Source organism: Burkholderia sp. Ax-1724 (assembly GCF_011752995.1).
Taxonomy (GTDB): Bacteria; Pseudomonadota; Gammaproteobacteria; order Burkholderiales; family Burkholderiaceae; genus Paraburkholderia.
Genome location: NZ_VWWL01000033.1, coordinates 46,138 through 61,534, shown reverse-complemented (window position 1 = coordinate 61,534; position 15,397 = coordinate 46,138). Strand labels below are relative to the sequence as shown.

Sequence of the window (15,397 nt, the reverse complement as noted above, 5' to 3'; positions counted from 1 at the left end):
CTGACACCTCAGGCACGGCGGAGGCAGCCGGCGCCACCACCGGTGCCACGCCCGCCGCCGAAGACGCGGCCACCGCGCGCTCGGCCGGCGCGCCGCCGCCAGGGTTCGGCGCGGCACCCGATTTCAGCGCGACCAATCCGCCGCCGCCCAATGCATTCCCGCCGTCGCCGCCGCGCTATCTGCGGCAGAGCGATTCGGCGTGGAGCGTGTTCGGCCGCATCATCGCGGCGCGCGCGCGGCAACTGTTCGATCGCGCGGGCCAGCGGATCACGCAGCGCACGCTGCGCATCGGCGTGTCGGCGCGCATCTTCCATCCGGAGCCGGGTGCGAAGGGGCTGCGCGGCAAGACCTTGCAGTATCTCGAGGAATCGATCGCGCACTGGGTCATGTCACGCGACGTGATCGTGTTCATGATTCCGACGGTCGGTCATCAGGGCATGCTGCACCCGAGCAACATCCGCTTGCGCGACTACGCCAAGCATCTCGACGGCCTGCTGCTGCAAGGCGGCGCCGACGTCTCGCCGCAGACCTATGCGGAAACGGCAGTCAGTCACGAGTGGCCCGGCGACCGCGTGCGCGACATGTACGAACTCGAACTGCTGCACGAGTTCGTCGAGTCGGGCAAGCCGGTGCTCGGCGTCTGCCGCGGCTGCCAGTTGATCAACGTCGCGTTCGGCGGCACCTTGTATCAGGACATCGCGACCGATGTGCCGACCGCCGGTGCGCACGTCAACGAGAACTACGATCAGCACCGCCACGGCGTCCATTTTCCGGACGGCTCGACATTGCTCAACATGTTCCCGGGACGGCGCGACGCGATCGTCAACTCGATTCACCACCAGGCGGTGAAGACGCTCGGCCGCGATCTCAATATCGAGGCGGTGTCGGCGTCGGACGGCATCATCGAGGCCGTGCGCTACCGGCGCGCGCCGTTCGTGATGGGCGTGCAGTGGCATCCGGAGTTTCATCGCGCGGGCGGCCCGGAACTGCTCGATTGCACGCCGTTGCTCGATACGTTCCTGCGCGTGGCGCGGGAGACTCGGTTCTAGCCGGGTTTTCCGCCTGCGTGCGAGGGGTGGCGCGCTCTGCGTTTCTCGTCGCCGGTTTGTTCGACGCGCTGTCGCGCTATGCGGCGGCGCGTTTTTTCTTCTGACGCTCCTGGTGTCGTACCGTTGCGGTCTGTGTTGCCGCTGTGCCGATGGTTTGCGCGTTGGCATGGGCGGCCGGCGTGCGTTCGCGCTTGCCGGTTTTTATCTGGATAGTCAGGAATCCACGGTGTTGCCCGGTCGCTGGCAAGGTGCGATGGCGGTTTCGTAACCGTGCGAATCTTGCTTGAATCTTTGCTGATCGACGTATCTCGATTTCCACCCTATTTGAGATAGCGCGAGACAGCGGCGCGGTACTTCGCCTTGTCGCGAATCCGCGCGATAATCACCGGCTATTCTGGATTGGCGTGGAGCAGGCAGTATGAGGTTTTCCCTGGTAATTCGACGCGCGTTGCTGCTCGCGGGCGCGTATGCGTTCTGGCATGCCGGTGCCGTGCAGGCGGGGCAGGACGGCGGCACCGCACCGGTGGCCGGCACGCGGCCGGCCGTGAGCGAACTGACGCCGCAACCCGGCGATGCCGCGTCTGCAAGCGCGGCAAGTGCGGCAAGTGCGGCAAGTGCGCCCACGGCTGCGGATGCCTCGGCGCCAGCGGGCAGTGCGCGAGGCGACGTCGCCGAGCTGATGCAATTGATACACGACTCGAACCTGAGCGAGTTGCGCACCACGTACAACGGCAGCTACGGCGCAAGCCTGCTTTTCTATCCGGCACGGATGACGTATTACGTCGCGCTGTTTCAGGACAAGCATTTCTGGCGCGTGATCCAGTCCGACGATGCCGGGCGCGCGGAAGCCATCTACACCGATTTTGCGCAGCAGACGGCGCGGCTCGCCGACGTCGAGATTCGCCGCACGCAACTGCAGGCGCAGACCGCGTATCTGCAGGGCATCATCGCGACTTCGCAGGAACAGGCGCAACGCTTGCAGGCCGACGTCGAGGTCGCGCGTACGCAGCAGGCCAAGGTCGACGACTATCAGCGGCAGGCGCACGGCGAAGCGCTCACGTTGAGCGCCGAGCGCGACAAGGCGCAAGCGCAGTTGCGTCAGGTGCAGAGCGAGGTCGAGCAGTTGCGGCAACAGGCCGAAGCGGGTTTGCCGGCGCAGAAATAAGCGCTTGGGGTCGGCCATGAACGCGACCCTGACAAAGCCCGGCTCTGGGGAAGAGCCGGGTTTTTTTACCTCCACCTATCGCTCGATCTATTGGTCGATTCGAACAGCGCAGCTGAATCCCGCCCGCGGATGACGTCGTGCGGACGTTCCGCTCACTTCGCGAATTGCTCCGGAATTTCGGTGACGCGGCGCTGCGAGATGTGAGTCATCCACTCCGTGCCGTTGCTGGCCGACGCATCGTTCGACGCGGCCGGGCGTGGCGGTGGCGCGATCTCGTACACGGGTGTGGCGGCGGCCATGGTCACGGCGGCGTATTCGTCGCGGCTAAAGCGTGCTTGCGCCGGTAGCGAGTCGGTTCGCACAACCGGGCGAGTGTGCAATCGAGGCGAAGCGACCGGTGCGGCACGCATGAGCGCGATGCGCGGCGTGCCATGTGACGACGCCATCTGCACAGCACCGCCTTGCTCCGGCCTGTGATCCTTCCTGGCGCGCGGCATGTTGCCGGAATGCCAGGTGACCACGTTGCTCGAATGGATCGAGTGAGCGGGGTGGATTGGCGCATCCCGTCTTAGCGCTTTGTGCACCGATGCAGCGACAGGTGGGACGCTCGGTGTAGCAACGACCTCGGCATGCCTCGTTGCCGGCGTAACAGTCACTGGAGCCGGAGCGTCGACTTCGCCGACATCCCGCGTTTGCCGATGCGCAACCTCATTGCGCGTGTAATCCTGCTCAGGCCGCACCTCGTGTACCTCGTGCACATCGTGGCTAGCCATAAGCATGTCGAAGGGTTTCAGCAGCGCACCTGCCATCCGAGTCGGCGCGAAATGCTGGCCCATCGCAATCCACGCCAGCATCGCCGCGCCGCCGATCATACAGGTACTGCCCGCTATCGCAGCCCAATGCCGCGAAGCGCGACGTTTTGCGTGCCGGGACGGGCGTACCCTGAGCGGGATTCGCATCGGCTCCTGGGCGAAGGTTCGCAGCGCGTCGGCACCGCTTGCGCTGGAAATAATCGTGGGCCGCGCAACCTCGGCGGCGCGCGTGGCCCTGGTCGCAGGCGCCGCCACATCCGGCCTGTCGAACGGCTGCCACTCGCAGCACGCGAACATGTCCCTGTCTCTCAGGCACGCGGTGCGCAGCAGCGCGACACAGCGCAATTCGAGTTCCGCGCGCCAGGCTTCGCCGGGCGGATGCGCAGACCAGTCGCGGCCGAACGGCGCGGGCAAATGGGCGAGCGGACGCAGGCGTGGTAGCGCGTAAGCGCCTTCGATCAAGGTGAACGGAGTGCTAGGCATCGGTTTCTTCCCGCACCCGACGACGACGGAGCGCCGGTGGGCAGTCGCAGAATCTGTGGGAGCCGATGGCGACTCGGCGCGAGCCTGGGCTGCTGCCGCTCATCGCGCGATCCCGATTGATTCGGAGACCTGATAGCGGCGCGATGCAAAGGCTCGACCCGATGAAGCCATCGGCAAACAGAAAATGATGCCTTGAAACAGCCCCTTTTGACGTTCGGACTTCTCCGAAAATGATGTCCTGTACGTTCAGGGACTCAACCGGTACACATACCGCAACGCCGTGATGTCGACCCCGCCCATATGATCGGGCTCCGCGCCGACGAACTGCCAGCCCTGCCGCTCATAGAAGCCGATTGCCGGCGTATTGCCTTCGAGCACGTACAGATACAGCTGCGTCTCGCCTTGCGCGCGCGCCCATTCTTCGGCGGCGCGCATCAGCAGCTTGCCGACGCCGATGCCCTGGTAGCCGGGCAGCGCGTGCAGGTTGTCGAGCAGCACGCCCCACGCGGACTCGGGCTGTCGCTCGACGCACACGAAGCCGGTCGGCTCGTCGCCGAGTTCGGCGATCAGCACGGTGCGGCGCTCGCCGCCCGGCGCATCGAGACGCGCGGCCCAGTAGGCGGCGCGTTCGCGCGTGACTTCGCCATCGAGGAACGCATCGGGCAACAGGCCGCGATAAGTGGCCTGCCAGCTGGCGCTGTGAATCGATGCAATGAGCGCGGCGTCCTCGGTGGTCGCGGGACGCAATGAAAGAGCAGGGGTGGTTCGCATCGGGGTAAGAATCGACTCAATGGTGTTGCACGAAAAGTTTACCGCGCTGCGTGCCGGTGTCGCGTAAGCAAACTGTATGCGTTTCGCGGCGGCGTGTTCAGCAGTAACATTACGTGGCGCGGGCCCCGCATGAATCACGATGTTTACCCTGATACCGGCGGTGCATCGCGAACAGCAAAATGCGGCGCCCTCGCGCGCGCTTTTCCGGTATCGTTCGTGGCATCCGCTTGCCGAACGCAGGGGATCGTTTCAACTGCCTGACCGCGACTGTCGCCGACTATCGAACAGCACGGCGGGCTCACACGAGAGTGTCATGTCTACTGCGACCCACGCTACTTCCGCTACCGAAGAATCCAAGGTCAAGACAGTCTTCCGCGTCGTCAGCGGCAACTTTCTTGAGATGTACGACTTCATGGTCTATGGCTACTACGCTTCGGCGATCGCCAAGACCTACTTCCCGAGCGGCAACGATTTCGCCTCGCTGATGCTGTCGCTGTCGGTGTTCGGTGCGGGCTTCCTGATGCGTCCGCTCGGCGCGATCGTGCTCGGCGCCTACATCGACCATCACGGCCGCCGCAAAGGCCTGATCCTCACGCTGAGCCTGATGGCGCTCGGCACGCTGACGGTCGCGGCAATCCCCGGCTACGCGACCCTCGGGCTCCTCGCACCGGTGCTCGTGCTGCTCGGGCGGCTGCTGCAAGGCTTCTCGGCCGGCGTCGAGCTCGGCGGCGTGTCGGTGTATCTCTCGGAGATCGCGACGAAGGGCAACAAGGGCTTCTACTGCTCGTGGCAGTCGGGCAGCCAGCAGGTCGCGGTGGTGTTCGCCGCGCTGATCGGCGTGCTGCTCAACAAGCTGCTGCCTGCCGACCAGATGTTCGCATGGGGCTGGCGCGTACCGTTCCTGATCGGCTGCCTGATCGTGCCGTTCCTGTTCATCATCCGCCGCTCGCTGCAGGAAACCGAGGAGTTCGCAGCGCGCAAGCATCGTCCGAGCATGGGCGAGATCATGAAGTCGATGCTCGCGAATTACCCGATCGTGCTCGGCGGCATGGGCATGGTCATCATGACGACCGTGTCGTTCTACATGATTACCGCCTACACGCCGACCTTCGGCAGGGAAGTGCTGAAGCTCTCGGCCATCGACACGCTCGTCGTCACGGTCTGCGTCGGTATCTCGAACCTGATCTGGCTGCCGCTTTCGGGCGCGCTGTCGGACCGTATCGGCCGCCGTCCGGTGCTGCTCGTGTTCACGGCCCTGACGATTCTCACTGCGTATCCGGCGCTGCAATGGCTCGTTGCCGATCCGTCATTCGTGCGTCTCCTGCTCGTGCAGTTGTGGCTGTCGTTCCTGTACGGCTGCTACAACGGCGCGATGGTCGTGGCGTTGACCGAGGTGATGCCGGTCGAAGTGCGCACCGCCGGCTTCTCGCTCGCCTACAGCCTCGCCACCACGATCGGCGGCTTTACGCCGGCCATTGCCACGCTGGTGATCCACGTGACGAGCAACAAGGCGGCGCCGGGTCTGGTGCTCGGCGTGGCGGCGATCTGCGGTCTGCTCGCGACGCTGTTCCTGTATCGCACGCCGGAATCGCGCAATCAGTATCGGGCGGCCTGACGGGTTCGGCTGATCGTCTGAAAACAAAAAGCCCCGCGTATGCGGGGCTTTTTGTTGGGCGGCGCGTGGCGAGGCGCGAGAGTGTGCGACGGCGTAGGGTGGTTGCGACGCGTGCTCCTGCGTTCCCGTATTTCCGCGTTCCCACGACGCCGCGCGCTCGCCGTTAACTGTTGCGCAAAGCCTTCGCCACCGCGTCGGCCACTTCATCCCATGCGCCGGGCCGCGGCTGACGCACGAGTGTCGCGCCCGCATACCACGGGCTGCGCGTGTCGTCTTCGAACCAGCGCCAGTCGGCGGCGAACGGCAGCATCAGCCAGAGCGGCTTGCGCAGCGCGCCGGCCAGGTGCGCGATCGACGTGTCGATCGACACGACCGCATCGAGCCGCTCGATGATCGCGGCGGTATCGGCGAAGTCGCCGATACGTTTGTCGAAGCGATGAATCGAGGCCGCGCGCGGATGCGCGTCGAGCGTCGCGCGTTCGGCATCGTTCAGGTCGGGTTGCAGCACGATCCAGTCGATGCCGTCGAGTGCGAACAGCGGTTCGAGCGCGGCAAGCGGCATCGAACGCGTTTCGTTGCGCTGAATGCGTCCCGACCACGCGAGCCCGATCTTGCGTTTCGCCTGGCCGCCGAGCGAGCCGCGCCATTTGCGGCCATACGCGGGCGGCACGCTCAGATACGGCGTGCGGCCCGGAATCGTGTTGTAGTTCGTGCCGAGCGCGAACGGCAGGCTCAAGAGCGGAATCTGCAGATCGGCGGCCGGGCGCGGCTGGCCGCGCGCGATCAGCGTCACGCGCCACGTTCGCGCGGCGGGCGCGAGGAGCGGCAGCAACGACGGCTGCACTTCGAGCACGACGCGCGCGGCGCGCTGCGCGACCAGCGGCACGAAGCGCACGAATTGCAGCGTGTCGCCGAAACCCTGTTCCGCATGGACCAGCAGCACGCGGTCCTCGATCGGCTCGCCATGCCAGCGCGGCAAGGTTTCGATAACCGGCTGCGCGACCGTTTGCAGCCGCCATTCGTATTCGGGCAGCCCGCGCGCGAAATCGCGCATCGCGAGCCAGGCCAGCGAGCGGTTCATATGCGCGGCCGCGAGATCGGGGCGCAGACGCAACGCCTGATCGAATGCGCGCACGGCGGCGGCCTGTGCGCCGAGCGCCTGGTGCACGGTGCCGAGCGCGAGCCATGCGAGCGCGAATTGCGGATCGAGACCGACCGAGCGTTCCAGGTACGGCTGCGCCTCGGCGGCCCGGCCGAGCGCCGCGAGCGCATTGCCCATGCCGTAGATCGCGGGCGGCAGATTCGGCTGCAGGCGCAGCGCCGCCTCGAACGAGGCGACCGCCTCGGCATGGCGACCGGTGGCGTCGAGTGTATTGGCGAGATTGAAGTGCGCGGCGACGAAGCGCGGCTCGGTGGCGAGCGCGGCCTCGAAGCAGGGCACGGCTTCGGCCGGCCGGTCGAGCGCGTTCAGCGACATGCCGAGGTTGTTCAGCGCGCCCGCGTGATCGGGGCGCAGCTCCAGCGTGCGCCGGAACGACGTGATCGCCTCTGCATGACGCCCGAGCGCGTGCAGTGCGTTGCCGAGATTGTTGTGCGAGGACGCGTCGTCCGGTTGCAGGCGCAGCGAGCGGCTGAACGCGTCGGCGGCGTCTTCGTGACGGCCCACCGACGCATACGCGTTGCCGAGGTTGTAGTGCGCCATCGGGAACGTCGGCGCGAGCGTGAGCGCGTTGCGGAACTGCTCGATCGCGGCGTCGACCTGGCCGAGCGCCCTCAATGCATTGCCGAGGTTCAGTTGCAGCGCGGCGTCGCCGGGACGCAGATTCACCGCGCGCCGCACGAGCGCGGCGGCTTCCTCATGCTGGCCTTGCTGATGGCGCAGCACGCCGAGCAGGTGCAGTGCGTCGACGTGGCTGGGGTCGTGGTCGAGCGTAGCGCGATAGCCGCGTTCGGCTTCGTCGAGGCGGCCGTCACGATGCGCCGCGAACGCGCGGTCAAAAACGGGTTGCATGACGGGGGAGGGCATTCGGAGCGGACGAGGGCGCATTTTCCCATACTTGCGCGGGCGGACTCCGATTTGCGCCGGTTGTGGACATCTCTTGTGGACCTATCTCCCGGACCCATCGCACGGGCGCATCCCGACGAGCGACAGGCGCCGCGCCCGCGCGTGACGCATGTGCCGCCACGCGAATGATGCAGCGCACCCGTGCGCGGCTTGTCGGCGGCGTACACTAGAACGCATTGTTGCCTCCGGAGTTCCGCATGGACGCTGTCGCCTACGACGCGTCGCCGGTGCTGATCGTCGGGGCCGGTCCCACTGGACTTGCCGCAGCGATGAGTCTCGCGCGCGCCCATATCCCCGTGCGTCTGATCGACAAGGCGGCGCAGCCGAATCCGCATTCGCGCGCGATCGGCATTCAGGCGCGCACGCTCGAACTGCTCGAACAGCATCGGCTGATCGAACCGTTTCTCGAACTCGGCCATCGCGCGCGCGTCGCCAATCTGTTCTCGAACGGCATGCGGCTTGCGCAGCTCGATTTCGATCCGCTGCACACGCGCTATCCGTATCTGCTGTTTCTCGATCAGTCCGTGACCGAGCGGCTGCTCACCGAGCATCTGGCGACGCTCGGCGTGACGGTCGAGCGCGGCACCGAACTGACCTCGTTCATGCAGGGCTCGGCGAGCATTCAGGCGACGCTGCGCCGCGCGGACGGCCACACCGAAACGCTGCGTCCGTCGCACCTGATCGCGGCCGACGGCGCGCATAGTCTGATTCGCCACCGGCTCGCCCTGAGCTTCGAGGGCAAGACCTTCGGGCAGACGTTTCTGCTCGCCGATCTGCGCGCCGAAACCGACTGGCCCGACGACCAGTTCCATATCTTCGCGTCCGGTGAAGGCCTCGTCGCGCTGTTTCCGATGGGCCACGGCCGCCATCGTCTGATTGCCGATCACGCGGCCGGGCTGCCGGGTGCCGCCGTCGTGCCGGTGGCGCCCAGCGAGCCGCCGCCGGGCCCGCCGCTGAATCTGCCGCCGCCGTCGCTCGAACAATGCAAGACGCTGATCGCGCGGCGCGTGCGCGAGCGTGTCGACGTCTCGGATCTCGCGTGGTCCTCGTATTTCCACGTGAATAGCCGCATGGTGGATCGCCTGCGCGTGGGCCGCATCTTTCTGGCCGGCGACGCCGCGCATGTGCACAGCCCGGCCGCCGCGCAGGGCATGAACACCGGCATCCAGGAAGCGCTGAACCTCGGCTGGAAACTCGCGCGAGTGATTCGCGGCGCCGCGCCCGACCGGCTGCTCGATACGTACCACCTCGAACGGCATCCGATCGGGCGCGACGTGCTGCGGCAGACCGGCTTCATCACGCAGATGGCCGAAGCCGGTCACGGTCCGCTGAAGCTGTTGCGCGAGCGCGTGATGCCGGTGCTGGCCGCGCTCGGTCCGCTGCGCGATGCCGCGCGCGCGACGATCAGCGAACTGTCGGTCCAGTACCGGCGCAGTCCGCTCACGCTCGAACGCGTGCTCGACGGCGGCCCGCGTGCGGGCGAACGCGCGCCCGATGCGCTCGTGCATGTGGTCGATGGTCCGCTCGGGCGCGCGCCCGGGGTCGGCTGCCTCTTCGATCTGCACGATCCGGCGTTTTTCTCGCTGTTTCTGCTGGTGCCGCCGCTGCCGGTCGACGGCACGCCGCTCGATCCCGCCGCGAAGCATGCGCCGCCGGCCGACCCCGAGGTGGAGAAGCTCGCGGCCGAAGTCGAGCGCCTGCTGCCGGGCGCGGTGCGAATCTGGCGCATCACCGATACGAGCGGCGACGGCGCGCCCGCGCTCGCCGAATCGTATGGCCGCACGCGGCCGTCGTTCTATCTGGTGCGGCCCGATGGCTATATCGGCGCGCGCGGGCGTACCGGTTCGGACCTGCACGGCCTGTTGAGGCACTGCGAAGCGTGGTTCACGGCGGCGGGGGAGATGCGGGAGCAGGTGGCGCTGTGAGGCCTGACACTCGTTGAGTTGAACGTCGATCCCGGTCTCGCATGCGCATGCCAGCACGCGCAACCTCGTTGCGCGCGCGGCTCATGCGAAAGCGCTCCGGGACTGGACCTGGACCTAAACTGCTGCCGGTGTTTGCGCCGGCGTCAGCTTCTCGCGATACCTGACGATCGCCTCGCGCGTGAAGTCCGACAGCGCGATGTCATACGTATCCGGCGCTTCGTCGAGCGTCGTGAGCAGCGCGCGCCGCATGCGCGGCTCCCAGAAACGATGGATATGGTCGGCGACGCCGCTCAGCGCCTCCTCGTGATCGGGCATCGATTCGAAGAAATCGCCGATCCGGTTCGCCATGTCGATCAGATTCCGATTGTCCATGGCTCGCCTCACTTGCCCGAGGTGACGGCGGCGGGCGCCTTGGCCGGCTCGCGCTGCTTGAGCAGTTCGAGCTGCTCGCTATTGAAGCGCGAGTAGTCCTTCTGCCATTGCGACGGCTGCTCGACCGGCATCACCTGTACCGCGGTCACCTTGTACTCGGGGCAGTTGGTGGCCCAGTCGGAGCTGTCGGTGGTGATGACGTTCGCGCCCGATTCGGGGAAGTGGAACGTCGTATAGACGACGCCCGGCTGCATCCGCTCCGTGACCTTCGCGCGCAGCACGGTCTGCCCCGCGCGCGATTCGATGCCGACCCAGTCGCCGGTCCTGATACCGCGTTCTTCCGCGTCGTGCGGATGCAGTTCGAGCCGGTCTTCGTCATGCCACAGCGAGTTCTCGGTGCGGCGCGTCTGCGCGCCGACGTTGTACTGCGAGAGGATGCGGCCCGTCGTCAGCAGCAGCGGATACCGGCGCGTGACTTTTTCAGGCGATGCGATGAACTTGGTGATCACGAACTTGCCCTTGCCGCGCACGAAGGTGTCGACGTGCATGGTCGGCGTGCCGTCGGGCGCTTCTTCGTTGCACGGCCACTGGATGCTGCCCATTTCGTCGAGCTTGCGGTACGACACGCCGTGGAAGGTCGGCGTGAGCCGCGCGATTTCGTCCATGATCTCGGACGGATGCGCGTAGTCCATCTCGTAGCCGAGCGCGCGCGAGAGCAGCAGCGTGACTTCCCAGTCCGCATAGCCGCCGAGCGGCGGCATCACCTTGCGCACGCGCGAGATGCGGCGCTCGGCATTGGTGAACGTGCCGTCCTTTTCGAGGAACGACGAGCCGGGCAGCAGCACGTGCGCGTATTTGGCGGTCTCGTTCAGGAAGATATCCTGCACGACGATGCATTCCATCGACGACAACGCCGCCGCCACATGATGCGTGTTCGGGTCCGACTGGACGATGTCCTCGCCCTGGCAGTAGAGGCCCATGAAGCTGCCGTGCAGCGCGGCGTCGAACATGTTCGGAATGCGCAGGCCCGGTTCCGGTTGCAGCGTGACGTGCCAGGCGTCTTCGAACAGCGAACGCGTGACCGTGTCGCCGATATGGCGATAGCCCGGCAGCTCGTGCGGGAACGAGCCCATGTCGCACGAGCCCTGCACGTTGTTCTGGCCGCGCAGCGGATTCACGCCGACACCTTCGCGGCCGACATTGCCGGTTGCCATCGCGAGGTTCGCGATGCCGATCACCGTCGTCGAGCCTTGCGCGTGTTCGGTGACGCCGAGGCCGTAGTAGATCGCGGCATTGCCGCCGGTCGCGTAGACGCGCGCGGCTTCGCGCACCTGCTGCGCGGGCACGCCGGTCGCGGCCTCGGTCGCTTCGGGCGAGTTCTCCGGCAGCGCGACGAACGCGCGCCATTGCTCGAACGCGCGCGTTTCGCAGCGCTCGGCGACAAACGCTTCGTTGAGCAGACCTTCGGTGACGATCACATGCGCGAGCGCATTGACGATCGCGACATTGGTGCCGGGCCGCAATTGCAGATGATGCGAGGCCTTCACGTGCGGCGTATCGACGATGTCGATCCTGCGCGGATCGACGACGATCAGCTTCGCGCCCGCGCGCACGCGCCGCTTCAGGCGCGAGCCGAACACCGGGTGGCCGTCGGTCGGATTCGCGCCGATCACCATGATGACGTCGGCCTTATCGATCGAGGCGAAGGTCTGCGTTCCTGCCGATTCGCCGAGCGTGGTCTTCAGGCCATAGCCGGTCGGCGAATGGCAGACGCGCGCGCAGGTGTCCACGTTATTGTTGCCGAACGCGGCGCGCACGAGCTTCTGCACGAGGTAAGTCTCTTCGTTGGTGCAGCGCGACGACGTGATGCCGCCGATCGAATCGCGCCCGTGCTTCGCCTGGATGCGGCGGAATTCCGAGGCCGCATACGAGATCGCTTCTTCCCAACTGACTTCGCGCCACGGGTCGGTGATCTTCGCGCGGATCATCGGCCTCTTGATGCGGTCCTTGTGCGTCGCGTAGCCCCATGCGAAGCGGCCCTTCACGCAGGCATGGCCTTCGTTGGCCTGGCCGTTCTTGTGCGGCACCATCCGTACGACCTGGTTGCCCTTCATCTCGGCCTTGAACGAGCAGCCGACGCCGCAATACGCACAGGTGGTCACGACCGAGTGCTCGGGCTGGCCGAGCATCACGACGGTCTTTTCCTGCAAGGTCGCGGTCGGGCAGGCGGCGACGCAGGCGCCGCACGACACGCACTCCGATTCCATGAACGGCTGGTTCTCGCTGGCGGCGACGCGCGATTCGAAACCGCGGCCGGCGATTGTCAGCGCGAACGTGCCCTGGGTTTCCTCGCAGGCGCGCACGCAGCGATTGCAGACGATGCACTTCGACGGGTCGTAGGTGAAGTACGGATTCGATTCGTCCTTCCTGTCCTGCAGGTGATTCGCGCCGTCGAAGCCGTAGCGCACCTCGCGCAGGCCCGTCACGCCCGCCATGTCCTGCAGTTCGCAGTCGCCGTTGGCGGGGCAGGTCAGGCAGTCGAGCGGATGGTCGGAGATGTACAGCTCCATCACGTTGCGGCGCAGCGATTGCAGACGGTCGGTCTGCGTGCGCACCTTCATGCCGGCTTCGACCGGCGTCGTGCACGAGGCCGGATAGCCGCGCCGTCCTTCGATTTCGACGAGGCACAGACGGCACGAGCCGAACGGTTCGAGCGAATCGGTCGCGCAGAGCTTCGGTACGTTGACGCCGGCTTCGACCGCCGCGCGCATCACCGAGGTGCCGGCGGGCACCGTCACCGCCTGGCCGTCGATTTCGAGCGTGACGTCGACGTCCGCGTGACGGGCGGGCGTGCCGTAGTCGGTGTCGTCGGAGAACGGGTTGGCAGCGCGCGCCATGGCCTGCGACTTGCACGCGCAGTTGCCTGAGCCGCAGCCGCCGGTGGAAGAGTTGAGCTGATCGGACATGATGGGGCTCCTGGGTCAGGCCGCGGCCGCTTGAGTGGCGTGGCCGGCAGCGGCATCGGCGGCGAGACCGAAATCTGCGGGGAAATGATCGAGCGCGGACAGCACCGGATACGGCGTCATGCCGCCCATCGCGCACAGCGAACCGGACACCATCGTGTCGCACAGATCGCGCAGCAGTTGCACCTGGCGCGTCGACGTATCGCCGTTGCGAATCCGCGCGATCACCTCGACGCCGCGCGTCGAGCCGATCCGGCACGGCGTGCATTTGCCGCACGATTCGAGCGCGCAGAAGTGCATCGCGTATTGCGCGAGTTCGGCGAGGTTCGAGGTGTCGTCATGCACGACGAGACCGCCGTGGCCGATCACCGCGCCGACCGCCGCGTACGCTTCGTAGTCCATCGGGATGTCCCACTGGCTCTCGGGCAGATAGGTGCCGAGCGGACCGCCGACCTGCACCGCGCGCGCCGGCCGGCCGCTGGCGGTGCCGCCGCCGTAATCGTTCAGCAGTTCTCGCAGGGTCACGCCGAACGCGAGTTCGACGAGGCCGCCGCGCTTGATGTTGCCGGCCAGCTGGAACGGCAGCGTGCCGCGCGAGCGGCCCATGCCGAAGTCTTTGTAGAACGCCGCGCCGCGCGCGAAGATGATCGGTACCGTGGCGAGCGTGATCACGTTGTTGATCACGGTGGGCTGGCCGTAGAGACCGGCAAGCGCCGGCACCGGCGGCTTCGCGCGCACGATGCCGCGCTTGCCTTCGAGCGATTCGAGCAAGGCGGTTTCCTCGCCGCACACGTACGAGCCCGCGCCTTTCGCGACGAATAGCTCGAAACGATGCGCGTTCGAGCCGAGCACGCTGTCGCCGAGCCAGCCGGCGGCGCGCGCCCGGCCGATGGCCGTTTCGAGCGTCGCGATCGAGTGCGGGTATTCGCTGCGCACATAGATGTAGCCGACGCTCGCACCGGTCACGACGCCCGCGATGAGCATGCCTTCGATCAGCATGTACGGATCGCTTTCCATCACGAGGCGATCGGAGAAGGTGCCCGAGTCGCCCTCGTCGGCATTGCAGACGACGTACTTCTGCGCCGCCTTCGCGCCGCGCACCGTGCGCCATTTGATGCCGGCCGGGAACGCCGCGCCGCCGCGGCCGCGCAGGCCCGATTCGATCAGCGCTTCGCAGGCGGCGTCGCCGTCGGTTTGCAGCGCCGCGCGCAAGCCGTCGAGGCCGCCGTGGGCGACATAGTCGTCGATCGACAGCGGATCGGTGATGCCGATGCGCGCAAAGGTCAGGCGCTGCTGCTTCTTCAGATACGGCATCTCGTCGACCACGCCGACGCGTCGCGCGTGTTCGCCGCCGTCGACGAAGCCCGCGTCGAACAGCGCGGCGACGTCGGCCGCTTCGACGTTCGCATAGCCGACGCGGCCTTCAGGCGTGGCGACTTCGACGAGCGGTTCGAGCCACAGCAAGCCGCGCGAACCGTTGCGGATCAGTTCGATCTGAATGCCGCGGCGCGCGGCTTCGCTCGCGATGGCTTCGACAACGGCATCGGCGCCGAGCGCGAGCGCCGACGAATCGCGGGGAACGTAGAGGCGTGTCATGCTGGCACTCCCACGCATGTGCGGGCCGCGGCGAACAGCGCGTCGAATTTCTGCGGCGACATGCGCGCGTGCAGCGTGCCGTTGAGCATCAGCGCCGGCGACAGCGCGCATTGGCCGAGGCAGTACGCCGATTCCAGTTCCACGGTGGCGCCGTCCTGATGGCCGGCGTCGAAGCGGCAGCCGGTGTGCGCCTCGATGTGCCGCGCGAGCGCTTCGGTGCCCATGCTGCGGCACGCTTCGGCGCGGCACAGCTGCACAGTGACGGGCGCGGCCGGCGTGGTGCGGAAATGGTGGTAGTAGGTGATGACGCCGTGCACTTCCGCGCGCGACAGGCTCAGCGCGCGGGCGAGCGGCTCGACCGTGGCGGGCGGCACATAGCCGACTTCGTCCTGGATCGCGTGCAGGATCGTGATGAGCGTGCGGCCAGGCTGTGCGTGACGTTGCACGAGTTGCTCCGGCGCCGTGGCGAGAGAATCTTCCAAAAGGGGGCTCCTCCAAAGCGATATATGCACTTGTTATTCATAATACGTGCACGTATGCTTCGCTTATTCGATATGGTATAGCCGAACGATAGGCGGGCC

General features: G+C 66.7%; 11 protein-coding genes. 4 read left to right on the top strand and 7 right to left on the bottom strand.

From position 1 onward, the window contains the following. Both F3J19_RS29600 and F3J19_RS29595 read left to right on the top strand, forming a co-directional pair. Positions 1-1,049: type 1 glutamine amidotransferase (locus F3J19_RS29600; protein ID WP_167049572.1), on the top strand; the 1,049-nt coding region annotated here is incomplete at its 5' end. 418 nt (positions 1,050-1,467) lie between these two features. Next, a complete protein-coding gene (locus tag F3J19_RS29595) occupies positions 1,468-2,214 on the top strand; it encodes a DUF2968 domain-containing protein (protein WP_167049570.1) in 747 nt (248 codons plus the stop codon). A gap of 152 nt (positions 2,215-2,366) precedes the next feature. On the opposite strand, the gene F3J19_RS29590 is transcribed toward F3J19_RS29595, so the two are convergent. Then, the gene (locus tag F3J19_RS29590) at positions 2,367-3,509 is read right to left on the bottom strand and encodes a hypothetical protein (RefSeq protein ID WP_167049568.1); all 1,143 of its coding nucleotides are present in this window, start codon (positions 3,507-3,509) and stop codon (positions 2,367-2,369) included. A 246-nt stretch (positions 3,510-3,755) separates the two neighbouring features. Next, positions 3,756-4,280 carry a GNAT family N-acetyltransferase gene (locus F3J19_RS29585; RefSeq protein WP_167049566.1) on the bottom strand — a complete coding sequence of 175 codons (525 nt, stop codon included), beginning with the start codon at positions 4,278-4,280 and terminating at the stop codon, positions 3,756-3,758. 313 nt (positions 4,281-4,593) lie between these two features. Here F3J19_RS29585 and F3J19_RS29580 point away from each other — a divergent pair, with 313 nt between their 5' ends. Next, on the top strand, positions 4,594-5,895 hold the full coding sequence (locus tag F3J19_RS29580; protein WP_167049564.1) for an MFS transporter: 1,302 nt from the start codon (positions 4,594-4,596) through the stop codon (positions 5,893-5,895). A 163-nt stretch (positions 5,896-6,058) separates the two neighbouring features. Here F3J19_RS29580 and F3J19_RS29575 read toward each other — a convergent pair whose 3' ends face one another. Further along, positions 6,059-7,906 carry a tetratricopeptide repeat protein gene (locus F3J19_RS29575; RefSeq protein ID WP_167049562.1) on the bottom strand — a complete coding sequence of 616 codons (1,848 nt, stop codon included), beginning with the start codon at positions 7,904-7,906 and terminating at the stop codon, positions 6,059-6,061. A gap of 251 nt (positions 7,907-8,157) precedes the next feature. On the opposite strand from F3J19_RS29575, the gene F3J19_RS29570 reads away from it, so the two are divergent. Then, entirely contained in the window at positions 8,158-9,885 is a 1,728-nt protein-coding gene (locus F3J19_RS29570; RefSeq protein ID WP_167049561.1) for an FAD-dependent monooxygenase, read from the top strand. Positions 9,886-9,999: 114 nt separating this feature from the next. On the opposite strand, the gene F3J19_RS29565 is transcribed toward F3J19_RS29570, so the two are convergent. From F3J19_RS29565 to F3J19_RS29550, 4 genes are read right to left on the bottom strand one after another with little or no spacing between them, the layout of a single operon-like run. Next, positions 10,000-10,257 (bottom strand): formate dehydrogenase subunit delta, encoded by a 258-nt coding sequence (locus F3J19_RS29565; RefSeq protein ID WP_167049559.1) that lies wholly within the window; start codon positions 10,255-10,257, stop codon positions 10,000-10,002. A gap of 8 nt (positions 10,258-10,265) precedes the next feature. After that, positions 10,266-13,223 carry a formate dehydrogenase subunit alpha gene (gene fdhF / locus F3J19_RS29560; RefSeq protein ID WP_167049557.1) on the bottom strand — a complete coding sequence of 986 codons (2,958 nt, stop codon included), beginning with the start codon at positions 13,221-13,223 and terminating at the stop codon, positions 10,266-10,268. A 15-nt stretch (positions 13,224-13,238) separates the two neighbouring features. Further along, positions 13,239-14,816 (bottom strand): formate dehydrogenase beta subunit, encoded by a 1,578-nt coding sequence (locus F3J19_RS29555; RefSeq protein ID WP_167049555.1) that lies wholly within the window; start codon positions 14,814-14,816, stop codon positions 13,239-13,241. After that, positions 14,813-15,298: an NAD(P)H-dependent oxidoreductase subunit E gene (locus F3J19_RS29550; protein ID WP_167049553.1), complete on the bottom strand. Its 486-nt coding sequence runs from the start codon at positions 15,296-15,298 to the stop codon at positions 14,813-14,815. Before F3J19_RS29550 ends, F3J19_RS29555 begins: the two co-directional genes overlap by 4 nt. Positions 15,299-15,397: the final 99 nt, after the last annotated feature.

What these genes read in the sequence shown, in the direction of transcription:
- F3J19_RS29595 (WP_167049570.1), top strand. Translation starts at nt 1,468, where the DNA reads ATGAGGTTTTCCCTGGTAATTCGACGCGCGTTGCTGCTCGCGGGCGCG.
- F3J19_RS29590 (WP_167049568.1), bottom strand. Translation starts at nt 3,509, where the DNA reads ATGCCTAGCACTCCGTTCACCTTGATCGAAGGCGCTTACGCGCTACCA.
- F3J19_RS29585 (WP_167049566.1), bottom strand. Translation starts at nt 4,280, where the DNA reads ATGCGAACCACCCCTGCTCTTTCATTGCGTCCCGCGACCACCGAGGAC.
- F3J19_RS29580 (WP_167049564.1), top strand. Translation starts at nt 4,594, where the DNA reads ATGTCTACTGCGACCCACGCTACTTCCGCTACCGAAGAATCCAAGGTC.
- F3J19_RS29575 (WP_167049562.1), bottom strand. Translation starts at nt 7,906, where the DNA reads ATGCAACCCGTTTTTGACCGCGCGTTCGCGGCGCATCGTGACGGCCGC.
- F3J19_RS29570 (WP_167049561.1), top strand. Translation starts at nt 8,158, where the DNA reads ATGGACGCTGTCGCCTACGACGCGTCGCCGGTGCTGATCGTCGGGGCC.
- F3J19_RS29565 (WP_167049559.1), bottom strand. Translation starts at nt 10,257, where the DNA reads ATGGACAATCGGAATCTGATCGACATGGCGAACCGGATCGGCGATTTC.
- fdhF (WP_167049557.1), bottom strand. Translation starts at nt 13,223, where the DNA reads ATGTCCGATCAGCTCAACTCTTCCACCGGCGGCTGCGGCTCAGGCAAC.
- F3J19_RS29555 (WP_167049555.1), bottom strand. Translation starts at nt 14,816, where the DNA reads ATGACACGCCTCTACGTTCCCCGCGATTCGTCGGCGCTCGCGCTCGGC.